Genomic DNA, 15,487 nt, shown 5'->3' on the forward strand with positions numbered 1-15,487 from the left:
CGCGGACAGGATGGCCAGCCGCTCGCCGGTGTCGCCGCGCTCGTACAGGTTGCGGATCACCGCGTGGTGACCGTGCAGCGCGCCGAGCAGCGCGCGCCGCGCACCTGGGCCGCCCCGCCGTTCGGCCTGCGGGAAGAGCCGGTGGATCGCGTAAGGGTCAGCCTCGACCTGCCGGACGGCCTGCGCCAGCCACTCCCGTGACGGCTCCTTCATATGCCCTCCTCAAGAAGTCGATCGAGCGGCGGGCGACCTGCGGGGCCGCATGGCTGTGCCGGGCCAGCTCCACGGCCACCAGACCCGAGTAGCCGCGCAGAGCGGCGAGCACCGGCACGAAGTCGATCTCACCCTCGCCGAACTCCAGATGCTCATGGACCGCGCGGCGCATGTCCTCGATCTGCACGTGCACGATGTACGGCAGCGCCCGCCGGACGCAGGCCGGCAGATCGTCCCGCTCCACGCAGTGGCAGTGCCCGATGTCGAGGGTGAGGCCGAACCGGGGATGGTCGCCGAGCATCCGGCGCAGCCGCTCGTAACCGTCCAGGTCGGCGACGAGCATCCCGGGTTCGGGTTCGAATCCCAATGTGACACCCACCTGGTCGGCCTCGTCGAGCAGCCGTGCGCACTGGTGGGCCAGCCGCGTGTACGCCTCCGCCTCCGGCATGCCGTCGGGCCGGACCCCGCTCCACAGATGCACCACGGGAGCGCCCAGATCGGCGGCGACCCGCATCGCGGTGGTCAGGAACTCCACTCTGCGCTCGGCGTCGTCGCTGATGAGGGTCGGATGGTGTTTGCGCAGGGGATCGAGGGTGTAACGCCCGCCCGTCTCGACCACGGCATCGAGGCGGAGGCGTTCAAGGAGTCCGGCGATTCGCGACACCTCCGCGGCCAGGCCGGGGGAGTGGGGGTCGAGATGACCGTGGTCGAGCGTGATCGCCGCACCCGTATACCCCAGATCGGCCAGGACCGCGAGTGCCTCGGGGAGCCGGTGGTCGGCGAAGCCGTTGGTGCAGTAGGCCCACTTCACGATGTCGCCAGCCGGGATGAGAGCCATCTTCCCAGGGGCAGCGAGCACAGCAGCGCGCCTGCCGTCGCGAACCGCCCGCCACCGGCGACCGCCGCCGCCTGGAGCGGTATCAGGCCGAGGATGCTGAGGCGGACGGCCTGCCGCACGTTGTCGGGGTCGGGACGGGTCCGTAACCCGGCCTGGACCGGGAGGGTGAAGGCGAGATAGCCGGCGATGAGGACGCCCGCTCCGGCCCGGGCGGCGGCTCGGTTGCGCACGCAGGAGGCGGCAGCGAGCCCGGCCGCCGTGGTGCTCGCCACGAGCGCGCGCTCGGCGGTCCCGCGTGCTGCCCCGGTGACCTCGGCCCGGCCCAGGACGCTGATCCCGTAGGTGTGCGCGCCTATCGCCAGTGCCGCCGGCACGGCGGGCCCGACCTGCTCGCCGGCGCCCAGGAGCACGTCGAGCACGCGGCAGGCCGCCATCGACGCCGGTCCCGCCGCCGTCCGTTTGAGGCCCAGGTCGTAGGCCCACACCGCACCGGCCAGCAGACCGGCGACGGTGAGAGCGCGACGGCCGCCGGTGGCGGCGGCGACGGCCAGGCCCGCGCCGGTCAGGGCGGCCGCGAGCCCGAGTGCGGCGCCCGGGCGGACCCGGCCTGACGGGATCGGGCGTTCTGGACGCTCGACGGCGTCCGCCTCACGGTCTGCCCAGTCGTTGAGCGCCATTCCCGACCAGTACATGAGCACCGACGCCAGAGCCAGGCCGGGTGCCGGACGCCGTCCCGCGGCGGCGGCCCCCGCCATGGTGTCCCCCGGCACCGACAGTGCGGCCGGTGCGCGTACCAGCTCGAGCAGCGCCCTCATGACAGCTCCTCGGCGAAGGCGCGCAGCCGGGCGTACTGGACGGCCAGCGCGTGCTCGTCCGTTCCCAGCGGGCTCTTGAAGAAGTAGCCGAGCTCGGGCAGGACGCCACACCGCCCTTTCTCATGCGCACGGGCGACCAGCCGGGCCAGGTCCAGGACGAGCGGAGCAGCCAGCGCCGAATCGCAGCCCTGCCAGGTGAACTGCAGCGCCATCCGCACGCCGAGGAATCCGTCGAAGGTCACATAGTCCCAGGCGGTCTTCCACTCTCCGAGATCCGGGACGTAGTCGATGTGCGTCTCACCCTCGACGGGTCCTCCCAGGACCTTCGCGACGACCTGGTCCTTGGAGAGCTGCTTGCTGGACCTGGCGGCCGGATCGGCGAGCGTCGCCCCATCCCCTCCGCCGAGCAGGTTGAGCCCTGACCAGGAGCGCACGCGTAACGCCCGATCGGCGAACATGGGCGCCAGGGCGCTCTTGACCAGGGTCTCGCCGGTCTTGCCGTCACGTCCCGCGTACGGCACGCCCCGCCGGGCGGCGAGTTCCGCCAGCGCCGGCAGGGTCGGCCCGGTGGAAGGGGTGAACTCCACGTAGCCGCACCCGGCCTGGAACGCCGCATAGGCGTACAGCGAACTCGGCGGCAGGACATCGTCCCCCGTCGCAAGCCGCTCCTCCAGATCGGCCAACCTCTCGAACTCCGGGCGCGAATCCACCGGAGGCTCGGTCGACGACACGTTGACGACGACCACCCGGGCCAGCCCGTGCCGAGCCCGGAAGCCGGTGATGTCGTCGACCAGCCGGGTCGCCGCCCGGCCGCCGTCGCCGGAGACATAGCCCGGCCGGATCTCGGCGTCGGCGGCGTCCAGATCGGACGCGAGTAGCCCCGGGAGGTCCGGTGACATGACCCTCGCTCTGCCCAGCTGTTCGGCGCGCTTGCGTAAGGAGGTCTCGGTGATGTCATGGCCGCCGAAGACCAGGTCGGCCAGCGGAACCAGGTGCCCGGGAAAGCCGGGGGACTCGCTCACGCATCCTTGCGGGGTCGCTGCTCCCGCCCTGATGGCCGCGGCGCCCACGATGGCGGTGGTCGCCACGGATCCTCGTGCCCCGATAAGCCACACACCGAGCTTGTCCATGAAAGCTCCATCGTGTCGGGACTACCCCGCATGCGGAAGGCATCCGGTAGGTAAGTCTCCGCGATGGTAAGAGCTATTTTTGTCGATGGTCAACCATAAGCAGGCTAATCGGCGTCCTTATCGTCCGCCGCTTACGGCCATCACCGCCTGGTCCGCTGCCGCACCGGCGATGCGTGCGCGGTAGTCGAGCTCGCTCGCCACGGCCTCCCGGTTATGTCGTACGGGTGCGAGCTTTTGCTTGACCATCGATATAAGCCCGCTTAACATCCGGCAGCATGAGGGAAATGAGCCCGAAATTTGCCGATGGCCCCAGGCTCACCCTCATGGCGGGGGAGACGGGGAGGTGGGCGGGGTGCTGAGCATGCGTGGCATCGGCAAGAGCTTCCTGGGCGTGCGGGTGCTGTCCGGAGTGGACCTGGACGTGACGGCCGGCGAGGTCCACGCCGTAGTCGGCGAGAACGGCGCCGGAAAGTCCACCCTGATGAAGATCATTTGCGGCGTTCACCCGCCGGACGAGGGCACGATCGAGATCGACGGTCATCCCCTCTCCTTCGGCCATCCGCTCGAGGCGCAGCGCTCCGGTATCGCGATCATCTACCAGGAGTTCAACCTGTTGCCCGAGCGCACCGTCGCCGAGAACGTCTTCCTCGGGCGCGAGCCCGTCAGGCGCGGCCTGGTCGATCGGGCCGCCATGGAGCAGGCGACCGCGCGGCTCCTCGACGAGCTCGGCGAGCACTCCTTCGGCCCCCGCGACGCCGTCAAGCGCCTGTCGGTGGCCCAGCAGCAGGTCGTCGAGATCGTCAAGGCGTTATCGGTGAACGCCCGGCTCGTCGTCATGGACGAGCCCAGCGCGGCGCTCGCCGAGCACGAGGTCGAGTTGCTCTACCGGCTGATCGGGCGGCTGAGGGAACGCGGCGTCGCCGTCGTGTACATCTCCCACCGATTACGCGAGGTGTTCGACCTCGCCGACCGGGTCACCGTGCTCAAGGACGGCTCGCGCGTCACCACACTCCCGATCGGCGAGGTGACCCCCGACGAGCTGATCCGCCTGATGGTGGGCCGCGACCTCGGCACCTACTTCCCGCCCCGCTCGACCGGCGCCGGCGAGGTACGGCTCAGCCTGCGCGGAGCGGGCAACCACAAGCTCCGCGACATCGATCTGGACCTGCGTGCCGGGGAGATCGTCGGCATCGCGGGCCTGCAGGGATCCGGCAGATCGGAACTCGCCAAAGCGATCTTCGGCGCGGAGCCGTTCACCACGGGCGAGATGACCCCGTCGCGCCCCCGTTCGGTCCGGGAAGGCGTGGCCATGGGCATCGGGCTGGTGACCGAGGACCGCAAGGCCGAAGGGCTCGCGCTGCGCCAGTCCGTGCGCGACAACGCCCTGCTCGTCGCCCGCGCGGTGGGCGCCAAGGGCCGCAACGGCCTCCGCGACCTGCTCGAACGGGTACGCCTCTCGCCTCCGCGCCAGGAACAGGAGGTCCGCTACCTGTCCGGAGGCAACCAGCAAAAGGTCGTGCTCGCCAAATGGATGACCATGGCGCCGCGCGTGCTGCTGTTCGACGAACCGACCCGGGGCGTCGACGTCGGCGCCAAGGCCGCCATCCACGACCTGATGCGCGAACTCGCGAATGACGGCATGGCCATCATGATGATCTCGTCCGAGCTGCCCGAGCTCATCGGCATGAGCGATCGCATCGTCGTCCTGCGCGACGGCCGCATCGCGGGCACGCTGCCGGCCGGCCCCTCGGAGGAGGCCGTCATGCACCTGGCTGCGGGAGAGGGGCCTGAATGAACCTGCTCGTGCCCGCCCGCCGCGGCGAGGCGCAAGGCGGCCTGGCGGCCCGGTTACGTGAGCCCACGCAGGTGGTGTTTCTGGCGCTGCTCGGCCTGGTCGCGGTCGGCTGGGTCCTCGTCGCGCTCGACGGCGGTCAGTTCCTGACCATGGAAAGCGTCGTCGGGATCCAGCAGCGCTCGGCGGCCCTCGGCATCGTGGCGGTCGGTCAGACGCTGGCGATCCTGGCCGGCTCGCTCGATTTGTCCGTGGCGTACCTGATCAGCCTGACCTCGCTGGTCGCGGCAGAGATCATGGCGGGCCGGGACGGGAACATCCTGCCGGCGGTCGCCGCGGTGCTGGCCGTCAGCGCGCTGGTGGGGCTGGTCAACGGGCTGATCATCACCAGGCTCCAGGTGCACGCCTTCATCGCCACGCTCGGCGTCGCTCTGATCATCAAGGGCGTCGTCGACCACCTGTACGACGGTCCGGCGGGCAAGGTGCCCGAGTCGTTCCAGATCCTCGGCTACTCCCGCATCGGGCCGATCCCCGTCTCCGCCCTGCTCTGGGCGGGCGTGGCCGTCGTGGCGTGGTTCCTGCTGAGCAGGACCCGGCTGGGCTACCGGATCCACGCGGTCGGCGGGAACGAGGAGGTCGCCCGCCTGTCCGGGATCCGTACGGGCAGGGTCATCGTGATCACCCACGTGCTCTGCTCCGTCTGCGCCGGCATCGCGGGCCTGCTGCTGGCCGCCAGGCTCGGGGCGGGGGCGCCCACCGTGGGCACCGACGGGGGCTACGACCTGGAGTCCATCGCCGCGGTCGTGCTCGGCGGGACCGCGCTGGCCGGCGGCAAGGGCGGGGTCGCCGGAACCGTGGGCGGGGTCCTGCTGCTGGCCGTCCTGGACAGCATCTTCAACCAGCTCGAAATCAACTCCTTCGTCAAGGACGTGGTCCGCGGCGTGGTCATCGTCATCGCGGTGGCCGCCTACGCCCGGCGCGGAACAAGGCGGTCGGCATGAAACGGGCACTTCCCATCCTCGCGGTCCTCGTGGTGCTGCTGGCCGCGATCGCGGTCGCCAACCCCTACTTCCTGGAGCCCGCCGGGCTCCTGGCGTTCCTCAAACGGGCCGCGCCGCTGGTGATCCTCGCCGCGGGACAGTATTTCGTCATCGTCTCCGGCGAGTTCGACCTGTCGGTCGGCTCGCTGGTGACGGCCGAAGTGGTGATCGCCGCGCGGCTCATCGACGGCGACGAGTCCGCCACCTGGCCGGTCCTGGGCCTCCTGATCGTCGTCGGCCTGTTCGTCGGACTGGTCAATGGCGTGGTCACCACCAAGCTGCGGGTGCCGTCGTTCATCGTGACGCTCGGCATGCTGCTCGTCCTCAGCGGGGCGGTCTTCCTCTGGACCGGCGGCGCGCCGCGTGGCGCGCTGTCGGAGGGCTTCCGGATGTTCGGCCGTGGCGGCCTCGGGCCGCTGCCGTGGTCGGTGCTGATCCTGCTGGCCGTGGGCGCGGCGGCGATCTGGCTCATGCGTGCCGATTTCGGCAAGACCCTCATCGCCACCGGCGACAACGAGCGTGCTGCCGCACTGTCCGGGGTCCGGGTCGACCGGGCCAAGATCTTCGCCTTCATGCTCTCCGGTCTGGCCGCCGCCGTCGGGGCGATCCTGCTCGGCGGTTTCGCCGGGGTCTCGGCGCAGGTCGGCCAGGGACTCGAGTTCTCCGCCATCACCGCGGTCGTCCTCGGCGGCGTGGCGCTCGGCGGCGGGCGCGGCTCCGTACTCGCCGCCATGGCCGGCGCCTTCACGCTGGAGGCGCTGTTCACCCTGCTCAACCTGTACGGAATCTCGGGGGCACTGGAGTTCACCGTGCAGGGCGTCATCATCATCGCCGCGGTCGCGGCGGGAGCCATCCGGCTTCCCCGGAAGTTCACCCCCCGAAGAGGAGACGCACATGCCGCGTCATAAGGCCGCAGTCGCGGTGTTCGCCGCGCTCGTCCTCGCCGGCTGCACCACCGACAAGCCGACGTCCACCACCCAGTCCGCGGCGCCCGCCACGAGCGCTCAGGGTTCGGGCACGGGCGCGCAGTCGAAGTTCTTCGTGCAGGCGGACTTCGACGCCCAGCTGGCGATGCGCTCCCAGACGCCGCAGGGTCCCATGGACAAGCCCTGGGAGCAGGCCATCGCCCCGAAGATGGTCGACACGGCGACGTACAAGAAGGACGGGCCGTACCACCTGTGCTTCTCCAACGCCGCGGTCAACAACCCCTGGCGCCAGGTCGGCTGGAAGACGATGCAGGCAGAGGCCGGCCTGCACAAGGAGATCGAGAAGTTCACGGCCCTCGACGCCGAGGGCAAGGACGACAAGCAGATCTCCGACATCGCCGAGCTGCAGGCCAAGGGCTGCGACGCGCTGATCGTCTCGCCGAACACCACGGCCACGCTCACCCCCGCCGTGACGGCCGCCTGCGGGAAGGTGCCCGTCATCGTGTTCGATCGGGGCGTGCAGACGGACTGCCCGGTGACGTTCATCAAGCCCATCGGCGGCTACGCCTTCGGCGCCGACGCCGCGGAGTTCCTGGTCGAGAAGGTGCCGGCGGGCGGGAAGGTGCTGGCGCTGCGCATCCTGCCCGGCGTGGACGTGCTGGAGACCCGCTGGTCGGCGGCGAAGGTGGTCTTCGACAAGAGCCGGCTCCAGGTGGCGGGGGTGGAGTTCACCGACGGCGACGCCGCCAAGACCAAGAGCATCGTCAGCGACTACATCCAGCGGTACGGCAAGATCGACGGCGTCTGGATGGACGCGGGCGCCACGGCGGTGGCGGCGATCGAGGCGTTCGAGGACGCGGGCGTGCCGGTGCCGCCGATCAACGGCGAGGACCAGCAGGACTTCCTGCAGAAGTGGAAGGACGCCAAGCTCACCGCCGTCGCGCCCACGTACCCGACCTACCAGTGGCGCACCCCGATCATCGCCGCGCTGAAGATCCTCAAGGGCGAGGAAGTGCCCAAGATGTGGAACCTCCCGCAACCGAAGGTCACAGGCGAGAACCTGTCGGCCTACCTCAAGCCCAACATGCCGCCGCTGCACTACGCGCTCTGCGGCTGCGAGACCCTGCCCGGGTTCCCCGAGAACTGGGGCGGGAAGAAGAACTGATCGACACCGACCGCGAAGAGGGGCGCATGTACTCCATCGGCGTGAACACCTGGGTCTGGGTCTCCCCGCTGACCGACGACGACCTGGCGCGCCTCGCGCCCCGCATCGCCGGGTGGGGCTTCGACGTCATCGAACTGCCCGTCGAGCAGCCCGGCGACTGGAACCCGGACAAGGCCGCCGCGGTGCTGGCCGAGCACGGGCTGGCCGCGTCCGTGGTGCTGGTCATGCCGCCGGGGCGCGAGCTCGTGGCAGCCTCCCCACAGACGATTCGCGACACCCAGGACTATCTGCGGCACTGCGTCGACGTGGCGGTGACCGTCGGCTCCCCGGTGATCGGGGGACCGGCGTACGCATCGGTCGGCCGTACGTGGCGGCTGTCACCGGACGAGCGCCGGGCGGTCTATGCCGAGTTGCGTGAGCAGCTGCGGCCCGTCCTGGACCACGCGGCCGAGCGCGGGGTGAAGCTCGCGGTCGAGCCGCTCAACCGGTACGAGACCAGCCTCGTCAACACCGTCGAGCAGGCCCTCGACGCGCTGCCCGAGGACTGCCACCTGGCACTCGACACCTACCACATGAACATCGAGGAGAAAGACCCCGCCCAGGCGGTGCGGGTCGCGGCGGACCGGATCGCGCACGTGCAGGTGTGCGGCACCGATCGCGGCACGCCGGGGGCCGACCGCTTCGACTGGCCCGGCTTCACCCGGGCCCTGCGCGACGTCGGCTATCAAGGGCCGCTCGTCATCGAGTCCTTCACCGCGCACAACCAGACCATCGCCACCGCGGCCTCCATCTGGCGGTCCCTCGCGCGAAGCCAGGACGCGCTCGCCGTGGACGGCCTCGCCTACCTGCGCACTCTCTGATCAAGGTGGTGCCTGAAAGTTTCAGACTTATTGACGGCCTTTTCTAGTATCGGTGAGACAGAGGGCACCGACGACGCCGCCTACACCTGCAGATATCCAGTAAAAGCAGCAGGACCCCGGCCCGGCGGAAGCGAAAAGGTGGTCTTGGATTCGCTGGATAAGCATGCTTGACGCTTAAGATTGGCCCGACCTATTTTCGTTCCGAATCGATTCGATATCTGTCCGCATGGTCAGGCCCCGCCGCCCGGATCGATGGGTGGGCCACTGCTGCTTCCCACCCTTCAACTCCGACCGTAGCCGGTAACCCCCCAGGAGATCCTTCATGCGAACATCACGCCTGCTTCCCGCCCTCGTCGCAGCCTTATTAGGGCTGTGGCTGTCCGCGGTGCCGCTGGTGGCGCACGCGGCCGCTCCGCAGTTCAAGGTGCTGCTGTTCACCAAGACCGCGAGCGGCGCCTACCGGCACGACTCCATCCCCGCCGGTGTCGCGATGTTCCAGCAGATGGCGGCCGACAACAACTTCCAGCTCGACCAGAGCGAGGACTCCGCCGTCTTCACGACCGCGACCCTGAACACCTACGACGCGGTGATCATGTTCCAGACCAGCGGTATGGTGTGGGACAACGACGCCCAGCGTCAGGCCTTCCAGGCATACGTACGAAGCGGCCACGGCGTCGTCGCGATCCACAACGCCACCGACATGAACATCGAGGCGCAGTTTCCCTGGTGGGACCAGGTTGCCCTGGCCGGCGCGCACATGACCGCGCATTCGGCGATCCTGCAGGGCACCGCCAAGGTGGCCGACAAGGTACACCCCTCCACGAAGGGGCTGCCGGATCGGTGGGTGCGCTCGGAGGAGTGGTACAACTTCGACAAGAACCTGCGGGGCTCGGTGCACGTGCTGGTGAGCGCGGACGAGACCACCTATGACGCGGGGCCGAACAAGATGGGTGCCGACCACCCGATCTCCTGGTGTCACAACCCGGAGGGCGGCCGGGTGTGGGCCACCGCGATGGGCCACCAGGCGTCCTCCTATTCGGAGTCGCCGTTCAAGCAGCACCTGCTGGGCGGGGTGAAGTGGGCGGCGGGCGCGGCGCCGGGCGACTGCGGCGGCACCGTCGCGGCCCGGTTCCAGAAGGTGACCCTCGACGGCGCACCGGACCAGCCGATGGAACTCGACGTGGCCGGCGACGGCAGGGTCTTCTACATTTCACGCTCGGGCAAGGTGAATCTGATCCCCGCCAACGGCGGGGGCACGCGCGTCATCGCCACCCTGTCGGTGTACGACGGCGGCGAGGACGGTGGCGTCGGGCTGGCGCTGGATCCGAACTTCGCCACCAACGGCTGGATCTACGTCAACTACTCGCCGTCCAACGGCGGTGAGGTGAACCGGGTGTCGAGGTTCACCTTCAACGGCACCAGCCTCGACCTGGCGAGCGAGAAGAAGATCATCGAGGTTCCGGCGTACCGCAACGTCGACGAGCCCGGCCACACCGGCGGCTACCTCGCGTTCGGGCCGGGCGGGAACCTGTACATCGGCCCGGGTGACGACACCAATCCCAACGGGTCCAGCGGCTACGCCCCGATCGACGAGCGGCCGGGCCGGGAGCATTACGACGCCCAGCGGTCCGCGGCCAACACCAACGACCTGCGCGGCAAGATCCTGCGCATCCACCCCGAGGCCGACGGCACGTACACGGTTCCGTCCGGCAACCTCTTCGCGCCCGGCACCGCCAAGACGCGGCCGGAGATCTACGCGATGGGCTTCCGCAACGCGTTCCGCTTCTCGGTCGACAAGGTCACGGGCTGGATCTCGGCGGGTGACTACGGCCCCGACGCCGGCGCCGCGAACCCCAGCCGCGGTCCCGAGGGCACCGTCGAGTGGAACCTGATCAAGCAGCCGGGCTTCTACGGCTGGCCGTACTGCGTCGGCAACAACATCCCGTTCAACGACTACAACTTCGCCACCAACACCTCCGGCGCGAAGTTCAACTGCTCGGCACCGGTCAACGACTCGCCCAACAACACCGGCCTGACCAATCTGCCCGCGGCCAAGCCCGCGACCGTCTGGTACAACTACCACGCCTCGGCCGAGTTCCCCGAGATCGACTGCTGCGGCGGTGCCGCCCCGATGGGCGGCCCCTTCTACCGCTACGACGCCGCCGGCGGCTCCGACCGCAAGTTCCCCGAGTATTTCGACGGCACGCCGTTCCTCTACGAATGGAGCCGCAACTTCGTCAAGGAGTTCCGCCTGGACTCCTCGGGCAACCTCCTGAAGATCAACCCCTTCGTGGCACAGCTCGCCCCGCATGCGCCGATCGACATGAAGTTCGGCCCGGACGGCGCCCTGTACATGGCCGACTGGGGCAACGGCTTCGGCCACTCGAACACCGATGACAGCGTCTACCGGGTCGACTACGTTGCCGGAAACCGGGCGCCCCTGGCCAAGGCGAGCGCCAACCCCGACTCGGGCGCGGCGCCGCTGACGGTGGCGTTCTCCTCGGCCGGCTCGTCCGACCCCGACGGCGACGCGATCACCTACGCGTGGGACTTCGGTGACGGCGGGACCTCCACCAGCGCCAACCCGTCCCACACCTACAACGCCAACGGCACGTACACGGCCAAGCTGACCGTAAGGGACTCCGGCGGGAAGACGGGCAGCGTCACATTGCCCATCGCCGTCGGCAACACCCGTCCCAAGGTCGTCTTCTCGGCTCCGCCCGACGGCGGGTTCATCGACTTCGGCGACCAGGTGGCCTACACGGTGAACGTCACCGACCCCGAGGACGGCGCCGTCGACTGCACCAAGGTCAACGTGATCACCGCGCTCGGCCATGACCAGCACGCCCACGACACCGGCCAGTACACCGGTTGCTCCGGCACGGTCACGACCACCGCGTCCGGCCATGACGAGGCCGCCAACGTCTACTACGCCCTGTCCGCCGACTACACCGACAAGGGCGGCCTGAAGGGCAGCGCCGGCATCACCCTGCAGCCCAAGCACAAGCAGGCCGAGCACTTCACCGGCTCGTCCGGAATCCGGATCGTCGACGAGCCCGGAGCCGAAGGCGGCAGGCGCATCGGCGACATCTCCAACAACGACTGGATCTCCTTCAGCCCGATCAACCTGTCCGGGATTGACACGGTGTCCTTCCGCGTCTCGGCACCGTCCAACACCGGGGCGTCCATCGAGTTGCACGCCGACTCGCCGACGGGGGCCCTCATCGCCTCCAGCCCCGTCCCGGCCACCGGGGGATGGAACACCTACGTGTCCCTGCCCGCGGTGCAGGTCACCGATCCCGGTGGCACCCACAATGTCTACGTCGTGTTCAAGGCGCCGTCCGCGAACTCGTTCGACGCGGACTCGTTCACCTTCAACGGCAAGGGCGTCGGGCAGGGCGACGGCTCGCCCCCTGGCAGCACCAGCGCACTGCGGGGTGTGGGATCGAACCGGTGCCTCAACGGCGCCTCGCAGACGAACGGCACCCAGGTGCAGATCTGGGACTGCAACGGGCAGCCCGGCCAGCAGTGGACGTCGACCGCCGCGGGTGAGCTGCGGGCGTACGGCAACAAGTGCCTGGACGTGAACGGGGGCGGGACGGCGGACGGCACCGCCTTGATCATCTGGGACTGCAACGGGCGGGACAACCAGAAATGGCGGTTCAACGCCGATGGCAGCATCACCGCCGTCGGAGCGAACAAGTGCGTGGACGTCAGCGGCGCCGGCACCGCCAACGGCACCAAGGTGCAGATCTGGGCGTGCAACGGCCAGAACAACCAGAAGTGGACCCGCGTCTGAACGCCATGTGACGTCCGGACCCTGGAGCCGGCCCGCCCTCCTGCGGCGGCTCCAGCGGTCTGGACGGCCGCTCATTTCAGGCGGTCGAGCCGAAGCGGAACGCCGCGAGCCGAACGTCGCCGTGCACGTTCACCTGCAGGTCATGGACGCCGTCCGGCGACGTCGTCAGGTCGCCGGCTACGGTCATCCATGCGTAGCGGCTCCCGGTGGCCGGCACCGACATCTCCGCCAGCAGCCGATCACCTGCCAGGAACTCCAGCTTCCCTGGACACACACCGGCGACCTCGGCTTCGACCCGGACCGCGCCGGACAGTTCGACGGAGCGGAACAGCAGGGTGGCGGGCTGCTCGCGCTTCGCGGGAGCGACCGCGTCGCCGGTGGTACGGGTGGCGTCGACCAGGGTGATGGCCGCGTGGTCGTCGAAGTCGACGGCCGACGTGCGCCTGTCGACGACGATGCGCGGCCCGGGGGCGGGACCGCTCACTGTGATCGGCGCCGTCAGGGTGATGTCACCGGCGGAGCGGCCCACCAGCACCTCATAGGCGCCGGGGTCAACGGTGAAGGCCCCGCCGGCCACGTCCCAGTGGGCGAGGTGCTCGGCTGACAGCCGGAACGTGAGATCCAGCCTGTCGCCCGGAGACAGCGCGACCTTGCGGAAGTCGGCGAGCCGGAGCGAAGGGGCCTCGTAGCGGGCGTTCAACGCCCGGACGTAGAGCTGCACCACCTCGGATCCCTGCCGGGTTCCGGTGTTGGTCAGCGTGAGCGAGACCTCAACCGTACCGTCCTGGGTCAAAGTTCCCGAGGACAGCCGCAGGTCGCCGTAGACAAACTCCGTGTAGGAGAGCCCGTGGCCGAAGGGGTACAGCGGAGCGGCCCGGTGGTACTGGTAGGTCCAGCCCGCCTTGATGATGTCGTAGTCCAGGGAGTGTGGAAGCTCGTCGTCGCCGCGATACCAGGTCTGCGGCAACCGCCCGCCAGGTTCGGCCTCGCCCAGCAGGACGGCGGCCAGCGCCCGGCCGGTTTCCTGCCCGCCGTGGGACGTCCACACCACGGCGGGCAGGTGCTCATCGGCCCAGGCCAGGGCGTAGGGGTAGCTGCTCATGGTGACGAGCACGGTTTCGGGGCGCACCTCGGCGACCGCGCGCAGCAGCGCTTCCTGCCCCTCGGGCAGCGCGAGGTCCCGGCGATCCTCCGTCTCGCGGCCGTTGATCAGCGGGTGGTTGCCGAGCACCACGACGGCGACGTCTGCGTCCTCGGCCGCGGACCGGGCCGCTGCCGTACCGTCATGGAGCAGTTCCCGGTCCCAGCACTCGGCGTCGGCGGGAGTTTCGGCGGTGACGCTGACCCGCCCGTCAGCGGGGTCGACGACGGCGTACCGGCCGGTGCGAACGTTGCGCAGCACCACGCCATCGGCGACCGCTTCAAGGTAGAAAGTTTCGTTGATGTGCCAGGTCTTGAGCACCTCCCGATCTGCGGCGAGCGAGCCGTCTGCCTGGAGGCTGAGGTAGCGGCCATTGGCGGCGTCACGCAGCGTGGACGCCCCGCCGCCCCAGTCGACGACGTCGAAGGAGGACTTGCCCAGCAGTTCACCGGTGGAGCGTGAGCGCAGGGCGATCCGGTCGGCGCCTTCCACGCGGACGACCTCGCCGAGCGCCGCCTCCAGCCCGGCGGCGACGCTGATCTGGTACGGCATGGTGCCGCTGTACCAGTCCTCGAACAACGTGTCCGCGAGCGGTCCGATGACGGCGACTCGCGGGTTGCGCTCCAGGGGCAGCAGGCCGTCGTTCTTGAGCAGCACCACCGACTCGGTCGCGGCGCGCAGGGCGAGAGCCCGGTGTTCGGCGCAGTCGATCACTTCGGGGCCGATGGCGGCGTACGGGTCGAGGTCCGGATCGAACTCCCCGAGCCGGAAGCGCAGCGAAAGTTGCCGTCGCACCGCGCGGTCGATGTCGTCCTCGTCGATCAGCCCTCGATCCAGCGCCTCGCGCAGCCTGCCGACCGGAGTCCCGCTGTCCTCGCCGTGGTCGGTGAAACTGTCGATCCCGGCCTTGAGCGCGGCGGCATGGGATTCGGCGTGATCGTCGAAGTAATGCTCCAGGTCGACCAGGTTGGACGGAGCCTCCGCGTCGCTGACCACGAACAGCTCGTGTCCGGTCGGCTCGGCCCAGCGCCGCAGCTCCGTCTCGATGAGCGGGCTGACGTGGCAGGGACGGCCGTTGACCAGGTTGTACGCGGCCATCGCGCCGGTGGCCAGGCCCGAGGCGACCACGGGCCGGAACGCCGCCAGATCGTATTCGTGCAGCACCCGGGGACGAACGCCGGAGGAGGTGACGCATCGGTCGTCCTCGTTGTTGTACGCGAGGAAGTGTTTGAGCACCGGGGCCGCACGAAGGAAGGTCGGATGATCGCCGGCCAGGCCCTGGCAATAGGCCACGCCGAGCCGTGCGGTGTGCAGCGGATCCTCGGAGTAGCCCTCCTCGTTGCGCCCCCAGCGCGGGTCGCGCAACGGGTTCACCACGGGAGCCCACGCCTGCAGGCTGTTGGCGCCGGAGCCGATCACGGGCGGGCGGTGGCGGTGGAAGGCGCGCAGCTCGACCGAGACGGCCTCGGCGACCAGCCGCACCAACTCCTCGTCCCACGTCGCACCCAGGCCCACTGCCTGCGGAAATACCGTCGCCACCCCCAGCCACGCCACGCCGTGCAGGGCTTCGGACCCGGTGCGGAACGAGGCGATGTCCAGACGCGGTACGGCAGGCGCGTACTGGTGCAGCATCGCGATTCTTTCGTCGAATGTTAACCGGGCGAGTAGGTCGTCGACGCGCTTGCGCATCGGCAGAGCGTGGTCCCTGAAGGGAAACGCGTCGGCTGCGGACGGAGACGGGGAACTCACGTGTCAGACCTCTAAGCAG

General features: G+C 69.6%; 11 protein-coding genes. 6 read left to right on the plus strand and 5 right to left on the minus strand.

Annotated features, from left to right (window positions below):
• The 4 genes from ACIHFD_RS65200 to ACIHFD_RS65215 all read right to left on the minus strand — a co-directional run.
• Window positions 1-213, minus strand: a 213-nt coding sequence (locus ACIHFD_RS65200; protein ID WP_397375498.1) for a hypothetical protein, incomplete at its 3' end; no start/stop codon positions are given.
• Window positions 158-1,051: a sugar phosphate isomerase/epimerase family protein gene (locus tag ACIHFD_RS65205; RefSeq protein ID WP_397375499.1), complete on the minus strand. Its 894-nt coding sequence runs from the start codon at window positions 1,049-1,051 to the stop codon at window positions 158-160. The genes ACIHFD_RS65200 and ACIHFD_RS65205, both read right to left, overlap by 56 nt.
• Window positions 1,021-1,866 (minus strand): SCO3242 family prenyltransferase, encoded by an 846-nt coding sequence (locus ACIHFD_RS65210; protein WP_397375500.1) that lies wholly within the window; start codon window positions 1,864-1,866, stop codon window positions 1,021-1,023. Before ACIHFD_RS65210 ends, ACIHFD_RS65205 begins: the two co-directional genes overlap by 31 nt.
• Window positions 1,863-2,996 carry an inositol-3-phosphate synthase gene (locus ACIHFD_RS65215; RefSeq protein WP_397375501.1) on the minus strand — a complete coding sequence of 378 codons (1,134 nt, stop codon included), beginning with the start codon at window positions 2,994-2,996 and terminating at the stop codon, window positions 1,863-1,865. The genes ACIHFD_RS65210 and ACIHFD_RS65215 overlap by 4 nt, the downstream gene beginning before the upstream one ends.
• A gap of 361 nt (window positions 2,997-3,357) precedes the next feature.
• On the opposite strand from ACIHFD_RS65215, the gene ACIHFD_RS65220 reads away from it, so the two are divergent.
• From ACIHFD_RS65220 to ACIHFD_RS65245, 6 genes are all read left to right on the plus strand, one after another.
• Window positions 3,358-4,791: a sugar ABC transporter ATP-binding protein gene (locus tag ACIHFD_RS65220; protein ID WP_397375520.1), complete on the plus strand. Its 1,434-nt coding sequence runs from the start codon at window positions 3,358-3,360 to the stop codon at window positions 4,789-4,791.
• Window positions 4,788-5,789, plus strand: coding sequence for an ABC transporter permease (locus tag ACIHFD_RS65225; protein WP_397375502.1), 1,002 nt, complete (start codon window positions 4,788-4,790; stop codon window positions 5,787-5,789). The genes ACIHFD_RS65220 and ACIHFD_RS65225 overlap by 4 nt, the downstream gene beginning before the upstream one ends.
• On the plus strand, window positions 5,786-6,736 hold the full coding sequence (locus ACIHFD_RS65230) for an ABC transporter permease (RefSeq protein WP_397375503.1): 951 nt from the start codon (window positions 5,786-5,788) through the stop codon (window positions 6,734-6,736). Before ACIHFD_RS65225 ends, ACIHFD_RS65230 begins: the two co-directional genes overlap by 4 nt.
• On the plus strand, window positions 6,723-7,919 hold the full coding sequence (locus tag ACIHFD_RS65235; protein WP_397375504.1) for a substrate-binding domain-containing protein: 1,197 nt from the start codon (window positions 6,723-6,725) through the stop codon (window positions 7,917-7,919). Before ACIHFD_RS65230 ends, ACIHFD_RS65235 begins: the two co-directional genes overlap by 14 nt.
• A 26-nt stretch (window positions 7,920-7,945) precedes the next feature.
• Window positions 7,946-8,779, plus strand: a complete 834-nt coding sequence (locus ACIHFD_RS65240; protein WP_397375505.1) for a sugar phosphate isomerase/epimerase family protein — start codon at window positions 7,946-7,948, stop codon at window positions 8,777-8,779.
• Window positions 8,780-9,101: 322 nt separating this feature from the next.
• Window positions 9,102-12,578, plus strand: coding sequence for a ThuA domain-containing protein (locus tag ACIHFD_RS65245; protein ID WP_397375506.1), 3,477 nt, complete (start codon window positions 9,102-9,104; stop codon window positions 12,576-12,578).
• Between the two features lie 76 nt (window positions 12,579-12,654).
• Here the strand turns inward: ACIHFD_RS65245 and ACIHFD_RS65250 are convergent, their stop codons facing one another.
• Window positions 12,655-15,408 (minus strand): glycoside hydrolase family 3 C-terminal domain-containing protein, encoded by a 2,754-nt coding sequence (locus ACIHFD_RS65250; protein WP_397375507.1) that lies wholly within the window; start codon window positions 15,406-15,408, stop codon window positions 12,655-12,657.
• Between the last annotated feature and the right edge of the window lie 79 nt (window positions 15,409-15,487).

This window comes from Nonomuraea sp. NPDC051941 (genome assembly GCF_044593615.1).